This is a genomic window from Ureibacillus massiliensis 4400831 = CIP 108448 = CCUG 49529 (assembly GCF_000772965.1).
GTDB lineage: Bacteria > Bacillota > Bacilli > Bacillales_A > Planococcaceae > Ureibacillus > Ureibacillus massiliensis.
On the sequence record NZ_JPVQ01000071.1, the window covers coordinates 1 to 9,299 of the forward strand.

Sequence of the window (9,299 nt, forward strand, 5' to 3'; positions counted from 1 at the left end):
AGAAGCTATGAACACTTTAAAGCGAAAATTTTATTAAATAATTTATCTATTATATCCCCAATTCCATGCGAATAAATGGATAATTATAAAATCAGAGTAAAAAAGGCTCTATATAAACATTTATAACCTTCCCCATTTTGACAAACTTTACAAAAGTTGTGTGGAAATAATTCCCTACACAGTTTATAATTAGATGTATATTTGTTGTATAATTTTTACTTTAAACTTTTATTAGATCTCTAATACAACATCTAAATATTGTTTGTTGTTTTAGACCAAAGGTGGAATGTATAATGGATTACTTTCTCTTTGTTAAAGAGGTAGCAGAAAACTACAAAAAGTGATGAAACTATCGGACGATGGCTTCCAACGGGAAAATTACTAACGCTCTCAAAAAGAATGACAACAAGGATGGAAAATTCCTCATCAAGACCTTCAAAATTTATCTTTACACACTCAACCTCAAAACCGATTCACCAAATACTTCACTCCATGATGATAACATCAAAAAATTATTGACTTTGCTGATCTGGCAGTCACATTGACTTCACTTACAAATAAAATTCTTAATTTATTGAGTTATGTTGGCATTAATCGGGATTTGATTAAATTTTCCTTATTATATAACAATTAACAAAGTGGTTAAAAAAACAGAAGGATTTTTAAAAACAGCAATTTCTGGGGATTGGATCCCTACTACATTACCAATCAAAAAGAATGGAATGTCAGAATTTTCAAACCCCATATCGACATATCAACAACGAACAACGAACTGTACCCTTCTACAATATGCCTGAGGAGGATTAAAATGAATTTCCAATTTATAGTAAGACAGTTGAAAATACAGGAAGTAAAATCGGGAGAACCTTATGAATCAATTAAAACCTTTCTATGCATTCAAGATAAAATAACTGGCATTATATACCCTCACCCACTAACTAACTTTATAAAAGGGAATTTTATAAATAAACCTACTGCCCTCACTACACAAAATAGATATACCGGGGATATTTGTAAGTTTCTTAATTTCATATTGGATAATATCAATGAAGAAGATGAAGAGTTTTTACCGTTAGAGAAGAATGGATTAAAAGAATTAAAATTAATTCACGGTGCTAAATATCTAAACTTTCTTAAAGATAGAGTAGATTTAGGAGAATTAAAACCTAACTACATATATGATATAGAACGTTTACTGACAAAGTTTTATGTGTGGCTAATTGAAAGTAATATCATACATGAAAAGACAAACGTTATTTATGATAAAAAGAAAATTAAAGGTAAAGAAATATACGTTGCTCGTTCCCTTTTTAAACAAATAGATCTTGGTGTTGAATTTCCTGCTTCAGAAAGTGAGGAAGCCATTAAAGCAAGAAAACTCCATGATTTCGGTAACGGAAGATTAGACTTAGTTAACAACTTCCTTAGAGTGGCAGAACTTATAGCCCCAGAAATAGCATTAGGAATAGCCTTTCAATTCTATGGAGGATTAAGAAGAGGCGATGTTGTCAATTTGACGAAAAGCAGTATAAAGAGACCTAAAAAAGATGGTTCTGGTGCGCTTATCCTTGATATAACAGATAACTGGAGGAGACTCTTCCCTAACAAGTTAATTTCACTCTCGGAACAAGTTAAAAAGCCAAGAACACAAGCAGTTTTCAAAACTGATATAGTTATGGAACTTTTAAAAAATCACGATGAAAGGCTTCATCGCTTAGAGAAACTAGGAAAACTAAAGAATGAACAGGCCTATTTCGTATCAAACAATGGGAACCCCATTTCAGGTAAAGAATATTGGAAACGATTTACAAAGGTACGAGAGAAATTTTTAGAAATAATAAGTGTCCATAATGATGATGATTATCTGTTTATCACCTCAAAACCTTGGTCTACCCATATAGGAAGAGGTGTTTACACCAATATGCTTACGTTTTTGCTTGGATGGAGTGCCGAAGAAGTCGCTATTGCAAGAGGAGATAATCAAATCGAATCAGCAAAAAGATATATCGAACAAATAAATGTAATAAAAAAGACAGAAGAATCATTGGAATTACTTGGACAAGCCGCCTTTGAAGCTGAAAGAAAAAGCAAAATAACGATTGAAGATTTGAGGGGGATAAATTGATAGGCTACGTAACATATCATGAACTAAACCAACTCTATGATTTAAAAAAATATGGATTATTTAGAAATAATGACAAACTCCGTAAACTTCTAGACGTTGGTGAGTTTGATGGAATCATTCAAGACAATGTAATACTAATTTCAATCGACTCATTTGAGAAATATATTAATAAAATAGATATAATCTATAAGGATTATATCGCTATTCACGATTTCCTTAAAGATCTTGCTGGAATTGATTATAAATCGGCTAGGCTATATCTTAAACACACCAAACAATTGGTCAATAATACTTGTTTAGAGTTAATAGAATTAAAAGTTCCCATTAATGTAGATAAAAAATATTTTATCAATAAAGAAAGTTACAATAAATTTAAGAAGGATTACATATCCATTTCAGAAGCATACAAAAAAACCCACTATAAATCAGCACCAGTCTTTCTAAAAGTGTTAAGACAAAGGAAAGAGGAAATTATAACATTCATACAAAAACATGAGTTTATGTATATCGAAAAAGAAAAATTAAAGCTTTTTGATGAAATAAACAATGGTATTAATGTAAATGACGCTATGGTTCAGTTAGAACTTAAAAATGATTTGTTTTATAAAGTCCTAGAAGAATACAATATTAAATCTTGGACTGGTGACGCTTATTTTCGTTTTTTGTTAAGAGAAGATTTCGAAACTCTCATCTCTAAACAAAGGGAAATCTATGAAGAACTTGATAGAGATTATTACACATTACAAGAAATACAAGATATAAATAACAGAATTGGGAATATTAGTTTAAATACTCAATTAAAATCTCGAAGGTGGAAAAAGCACAAGGGTATTCCTACTATTGTACGAAAAGGTAAATTTAAAGGAAAGCAAACGCTATATTTAAAATCCGAAGTGGATTCTTATTACTCTAGCTTCGAATTGGATAAAGAAAGAATTTTACTATACGATAGGACTACTTCTAATTATTACGGTTTATACGAACAAGTCCTGCAAATTGAAAATATCCATTTTTCACAAAATGCTAAAAAAACAAAAGAGTTATGGTTTCAGTTTGTAAAAATAAAATTGGCAAAGCAATATGGGTCACATGTTACCCGAACCTCAAGAATCACACAATACAAAAAAGTTACCTGTTTATTAGTAAATACAACGATGGAAAAGGAGATTTTTGAATTTAAGGAGAAAGAATTAAATCTCATTTTTTTTAACAATTCCGTCCCCAAGATACACCAAAGAGAGATTTATTCTTTTCTCTATAACATAAATCAGTCCTTTGAAACCTATGGAAAAAAAATATTTGATTTTAAAAAACTGGACTGTAATCCTTATGAACAGGGTCAACCTAAAGAGAAGGAAATATACTCAATTGATGAATATTTATCATTACACAACTTTGTTGGCGACTTTGAAAAACATAAAAGATTGGCAATTGAAGATGTAAAAATAGCACTTAAAAATAAATCTAAATCTAAGAAATACGACTCAATGTGGTTATATGTTCTATTTCATATGAATAACGGATGGAGGAAGTCAGATATAATTGCATTTCCAAGATATCTTTCTAATATATTTGACAAGTACAATTTAAACAGTATTGATTCACTAATTAATCTACAACTAACCTATAATGAAGCTAATAAAATTGTGAATCATTATAAACTCCAATGGTTTAAACACAATAAAAATAATGAAAAAGCCTTTTTTTATTGTTCAAGCCATTTAACTCTACCAATGGCATATGCCTTACTAATCTGTGAGTTTAGATGCCGAATGCTACATCCGCACGATGAAGGCAATTTAATTCATTTTTACACAAAACGAAATACCATAGGTATGTCTACACACGATACTTTCTTTAATTGCTTTATGGATGGGTTTAAATTTGAATCAAGGAAAATGAATCGTACGGTTCTCTCCCTTACCTCTTCAGTTACTAATCAAGATATTGGCGATCCTATTGAAATTGCTCGCCATTTAAGAGGACATGCATCAAGTGAGACCTCAAACATATACATTCATATACCACAAGAGCATTTAGATTTTATAACAAGGAACTTATTTGACACAGGATTTTTCGGCTACATTTATGACCAATTAGGAAAATCTTTATTAGGAGAGCCTCCTGAAGTTCGATTAGTTCGAACGGATAGATCAATCAAAATCAGAGAGCTATTGGGAGATATTGTGAAGTTAGAGGATACTGCTATCTACCTGAAACAATTGTCACAAGAACGCGAAGATTTAGGGAAATTATTGGAGGATATTCCAAAGGAAGAGTTACAGAGAAAAATGAATTTAATTCAATTGGGGCTTTCCCCTGGTAAAGAAGAAAATTATCAATGTTTCTTTTCAGATTGCATCGCAAAAACTATGGGTTGTGAAAATTGTCCGTTCTCAATACCTCACTTTTACGCTTTATCTTCTATTTGTAATCGCATATTACGAACATTATCAAAGTATCAAGTGGCAATAAAAAATAAAAATGTACCCGAAGGATATATATCTAAACTTATCCAACTATTTTTATATGATTATGACAAAATCCTCGGGGCAATCAACACCTTTGGAGAAGATATAGTGGAAATGTTCATGGAAATGGAATATCAAGAGTTCGATGTCATGATAAATCTATTAACCGAACCACAAACAGTAGGAATTGGAGGGGAATTATAGTGTTTGATAATTTAGCTGAAGAATTTTTAATTGATTTGGAAGAGTTCAGTGAATCAATGTTTGATTTAGAGAATTCAGTTGAAGAAGCTAAAAATATCCTCCAAGAAAAAATGAACGAGTCACCTATAAATCAATGTAATTTTGAAGATAATATATGGTATTTGCATTATAAAACTACAAGTAATCGAAGAATTATTAACTTTGATCAAATAAAAGAACTGTCTGTATTTAATACTGAATTAAGAGATATGGAGTTTCTTACTATTATAAAATGTTGGGTATCAAACTTGCTCAATTCCTATTCAGTTCCTTTAGTCTCGACCTATACACTGGGAATAATGAAGTTCTTAAAAATCACAAAGGGATTAACAAATATAAATATAGAAGATATTTCAGATGACTTCTCAACGTTAAATGAAGGAACTAAGGCGGTCATTGTTCTTTCATCATTAAATCTATTAGACTATTTTTCCGATTTGGAAAAATATGAAGAGATTTTGTCACTGCTATATGAACTAAAAAAACAATATAACATTGAAAAAAAGGTTCGTATTTTACCATCTTCAAGAGATATATTAGTTTTCTCTCGAATAGTGGAAGATTTCTTTTCTAAAGAACTGACAGAGAAACAATATTTAAGATGGTTTCCTATTTGGTTCTGGTGGAAAGTAACCAATCTAATACCAATGAGACCAAGTGAGTTTTGTAACATCTCACGGGACTCTCTTAAAGAATTAAACGGAAACTACTACATTCAGTTACCAAGAATAAAACAAAAAAAGGTAAATTCCAATAGAATTCAAATTGTTGATAAAGTTTATATTCCCCACGATTTTTATCAAAAATTAGAAGAATACAAACAGATTACGGAAAAATTCGGATTCACAGATACGTTTATCACTTACGAATCCATACCTCTAAACAGTAATAATAAATACAATAAAATAGATAGAACAAAGTTTAGCTACGCTATACTTAATTATACTTTAGCTTCCTTTTATGAACATATAGTTTTCGGAGAATATCATATTCAATTTAATCCAAATAACTCAGAGGAAACAGAATTTCAGTATATCACTCGTAAATTGCGATTAAATGATACCCGCCATCTTGCCTTCATCAATATGAAAAGACAAGGGTATCATCCTGTTGAAATTGCACGTATGGGCGGTCATACATCAATACGTTCACAAGAACATTACTTTAACCATATCCAAAATTACGTTGATTTAGAAATACTAGAGCTTATTACAAATACAGATTTGGACAGTTACTCAAACCTTATAAAGGATAAATCAATTTCACTGGGAATGGACTTTATTAATAAATACGTTCTTAGACCCACTAACACAGGTTTCCAAAGAATCATGACTGAAGGGTATTGTACAGACAAAGAACAAAGATGTATGGATGAAGACTGTTGGGGGTGTGATCATTGGAGAATTTCAATGGAGGAATTCATCCAAAAGCAACATATCTTAGAGCAAAAAATGAAAGAAAGGAAATCCTACCTCAATGAAACCATTGATAATTTAAAAAAACTATACAAGGCTATTTATGAGAATATAGGTAAGGATGAATATTATACCTCTGAGAATGTAGAAATTAAAAAACAACTAATTAATCATTCTAAGTATATTGAAAAAGCAGTTCATAAGTATATCAATCTATACAAGGTAAAAGAGAGGATAGATAACAGTGGAGACAAGGGGTCGAAAACCAAAAATCTTCCCACAGGAAGAAATTAATAAAATTATTTATCAGTTTACTCAAGAAGAAAAAGTGTCAGGATGGCTAAAATATTCAGAAGTCTATCGTTATTCTAAAAAGCTTTATGAGAACGAGACAATTCCCTACCAATTAAGTGAAGACTATTGGAGAAGAGATGGAAGACAAGGAAAAGAAACAATTGATAAGATAAATAAGGCTTATGAAGCTGCCCTCGTCAACAAAAAGACCACTGAATCTGATGTTTACATAGATACCCAAGAATGTGTAGATAAATTTTTTACAGGCAAACCTTCCGACAAAAGAAGGCTTATTGAAGCACTAAAATTAAACGAAAAGAAAGCAAAAAACTACAATGAACTCTTAGGAAAGATGAATACCTTAAAAGGTACAATGAAGGCTTTAAAACAAGAAAATAAGGAATTGGAAGAATTACTTCAACAATATCAAACAGTTTTGTTTTCATGGTTCAATGCCAGTATCAAGTCAGATGTTCCATTAATTAATTTAATGGCAACAGGAAAAACCAGGCACCCAATTGTGGATTTCTTTTTTGATACAAGCTTTTCTAACCCAACAGAAGGATACGAAAAATTTGAGGAGTTTAGAAAGAGACTCAAAGGGGTACATGAGGAACCAACAATAAACAACAATGTTTTGCCACTATCACAAGGTATTGAATCCCTTAGGCAAAAGCATAAAAAAGAATAATTTAATTGGCATTAACGGGGTCCCTTTGAGGTGGAAAATATACGTTTTGTACATATATTTCAAAATGGAACCCGTTATATTTTCTATAATGAATTGAGTTAAGTAAAGAAAATGAACTCCTACTATCCTTAGTTACATTGTTCAGTTAAATTGCAAAATGTTACAACTTCTTTTACGTTACATACATTCATTACAAGCTCTAAATACAAAACAGAATATTCCTTCGGTAAGTTTCCACCTTTATTAACAATAATCGTTATTCTCCACAACATTTAGCGGTACACGAATGCGCCTTTTAATAGAATTCTAAATTTCAAAGTGATCAAAAATATTTATTCTATCTGTTTATTTTCATGACAATGAGTTCTTAAATTTAGAATAATCTATTCAATCGCTCCTTTTGTCTAATTTTCATACGGTTTATTTAATTTATTTTTAATATAGACGGTAAATAGACAAAAATAAAACGTTGGATTAGAAGTTAGGACTATGCTTATACTTCGATTAAATCTACTGCTAGTAGTCTAGCGGCTTCTTTGAACCATTTTTCTATTTCATTATAGCAATCACTATTTTTTAATTGTTTTTCAGAAACCTCAAAAATTAATTCATTGTTAATTCTATTCTTAGCATTTCCCTTTTTATTCTTTTTCTTTTCATCTTTTAATTCTTCCCAGCTTTTACTACTACTAGGATCCGATTCGTGAGTTATTTTAGCAATCAACTCTGGAATATCTAATGTCGTCCAATCTGTGGTACTTTTATCAAAGCATTTTGGATATTTTTCTAATACGTATTCCGGTGTTAAGTAATTTTCAAATTCCCTCATTGACGTTTCAAATCCAATGCTATTTGCCCGAGTATTAATAATATCAATATACTTTTTATATTTATGAGGAACATTAGATCCAACATCACTATCATAGATATGCAATTGAGCTAATTTAAGTTTTTCAAGGTAATTATCATTTACCCAAAATTGTAAAGTACTACCACCCATAGGTATTATTATTATTTGTGGGTCATTTAAATCAATAATTTTTTTAAATGAAAGAATATTATTATTTATGTTTCTTAAAAAATTAATATCATTTTTTCCTTCTACACAAATGGCGAGTTTAACTCGATTGACATTATCCAACTCAATATTTGGTAAAATACCTAAGTTATCAGCGATATCTGATAACATATCATCACTAGTTTCTCTGATTATTGTATCTCCTGCATAATTTTTAGTAATCAGTCTTAACGATTCAATTGGTAACATCTTTGCTATAGCTGGGCTATGTGTAGTTAAAATAACTTGGTTAACATCCGAATTGGCTAAGTCCTTAAATGCTTCAATTAACATTTTTGGATGATTAGGATGCTGTGAAGTTTCAGGCTCTTCAAATGCATAGATAACATTTGGAACATTACGTTCATTTCGCCTTCTTTCTGCCTCTGCTCTAAAAAAGTTAAGTAAAATTAATCTTCTAACCCCACTCCCCCTTTTATTAACAGCTATACCTTGATCAGTTTCTAAGGTAAATTTGAATACTTTTTCCCAGGCAGGATCTTCAAAATTGGCAGATAACTCTTTTGCGATGTCAGGGTTCATTTCAGAAAGTTTTTCAATAGTTTGTTCAGCTAATTTCTTGGACTCCTTTACAATTTTTTCATAAACTTGCTGTAAAGGTTCTAATATAGTTTCATCTCTCATTAATTCTTTAATAAGTAATTTCATGGGGTTTTGTATTTCACTATCTTGATCCTGATTTTTCCTATCTGATTGAAAAAGTTCATAAAGTGGTATGTAGTCTTTTAAACCATTCCAAATTTGCTTTGCTCCTTCTTGGTCAACCGGTATTCGTATCTCTTCTAAAACCGGGTTCTTAATTGAATTTAAAATTGCTTTCCTAAACAAAGATGATTTTCTTTTATCATCTATTGTTAGTCCTAATTTTTCCGCCGTTATTTTTAATTCGGGTGTTTTTCTGATATGTAAATCTTTACATATTTCTGAATTGGGGTGAGTATTGCGGAGCGTTTGAGCCAGCAGTGCGGAACTTTATACCACC

General features: G+C 30.7%; 5 protein-coding genes. 4 read left to right on the forward strand and 1 reads right to left on the reverse strand.

The window, feature by feature from the left end; translation table 11 throughout:
- Nucleotides 1-808: 808 nt before the first annotated feature.
- Genes CD30_RS18155 through CD30_RS18170 form a run of 4 tightly spaced genes read left to right on the forward strand, consistent with a single transcriptional unit; the run spans nt 809 to nt 7,239 of the window.
- Nucleotides 809-2,125 carry a hypothetical protein gene (locus CD30_RS18155; protein WP_052126317.1) on the forward strand — a complete coding sequence of 439 codons (1,317 nt, stop codon included), beginning with the start codon at nt 809-811 and terminating at the stop codon, nt 2,123-2,125.
- Nucleotides 2,122-4,800: a hypothetical protein gene (locus tag CD30_RS18160; protein ID WP_036180258.1), complete on the forward strand. Its 2,679-nt coding sequence runs from the start codon at nt 2,122-2,124 to the stop codon at nt 4,798-4,800. The genes CD30_RS18155 and CD30_RS18160 overlap by 4 nt, the downstream gene beginning before the upstream one ends.
- Complete coding sequence (locus tag CD30_RS18165; RefSeq protein WP_036180261.1) at nt 4,800-6,548, forward strand: site-specific integrase; 1,749 nt, start codon at nt 4,800-4,802, stop codon at nt 6,546-6,548. Before CD30_RS18160 ends, CD30_RS18165 begins: the two co-directional genes overlap by 1 nt.
- Nucleotides 6,499-7,239, forward strand: a complete 741-nt coding sequence (locus CD30_RS18170; RefSeq protein ID WP_052126318.1) for a hypothetical protein — start codon at nt 6,499-6,501, stop codon at nt 7,237-7,239. Before CD30_RS18165 ends, CD30_RS18170 begins: the two co-directional genes overlap by 50 nt.
- Before the next feature lie 493 nt (nt 7,240-7,732).
- Here CD30_RS18170 and CD30_RS18175 read toward each other — a convergent pair whose 3' ends face one another.
- The gene (locus tag CD30_RS18175; protein WP_084078057.1) at nt 7,733-9,280 is read right to left on the reverse strand and encodes an AAA family ATPase; all 1,548 of its coding nucleotides are present in this window, start codon (nt 9,278-9,280) and stop codon (nt 7,733-7,735) included.
- Between the last annotated feature and the right edge of the window lie 19 nt (nt 9,281-9,299).

What these genes read in the sequence shown, in the direction of transcription:
- CD30_RS18155 (WP_052126317.1), top strand. Translation starts at nt 809, where the DNA reads ATGAATTTCCAATTTATAGTAAGACAGTTGAAAATACAGGAAGTAAAA.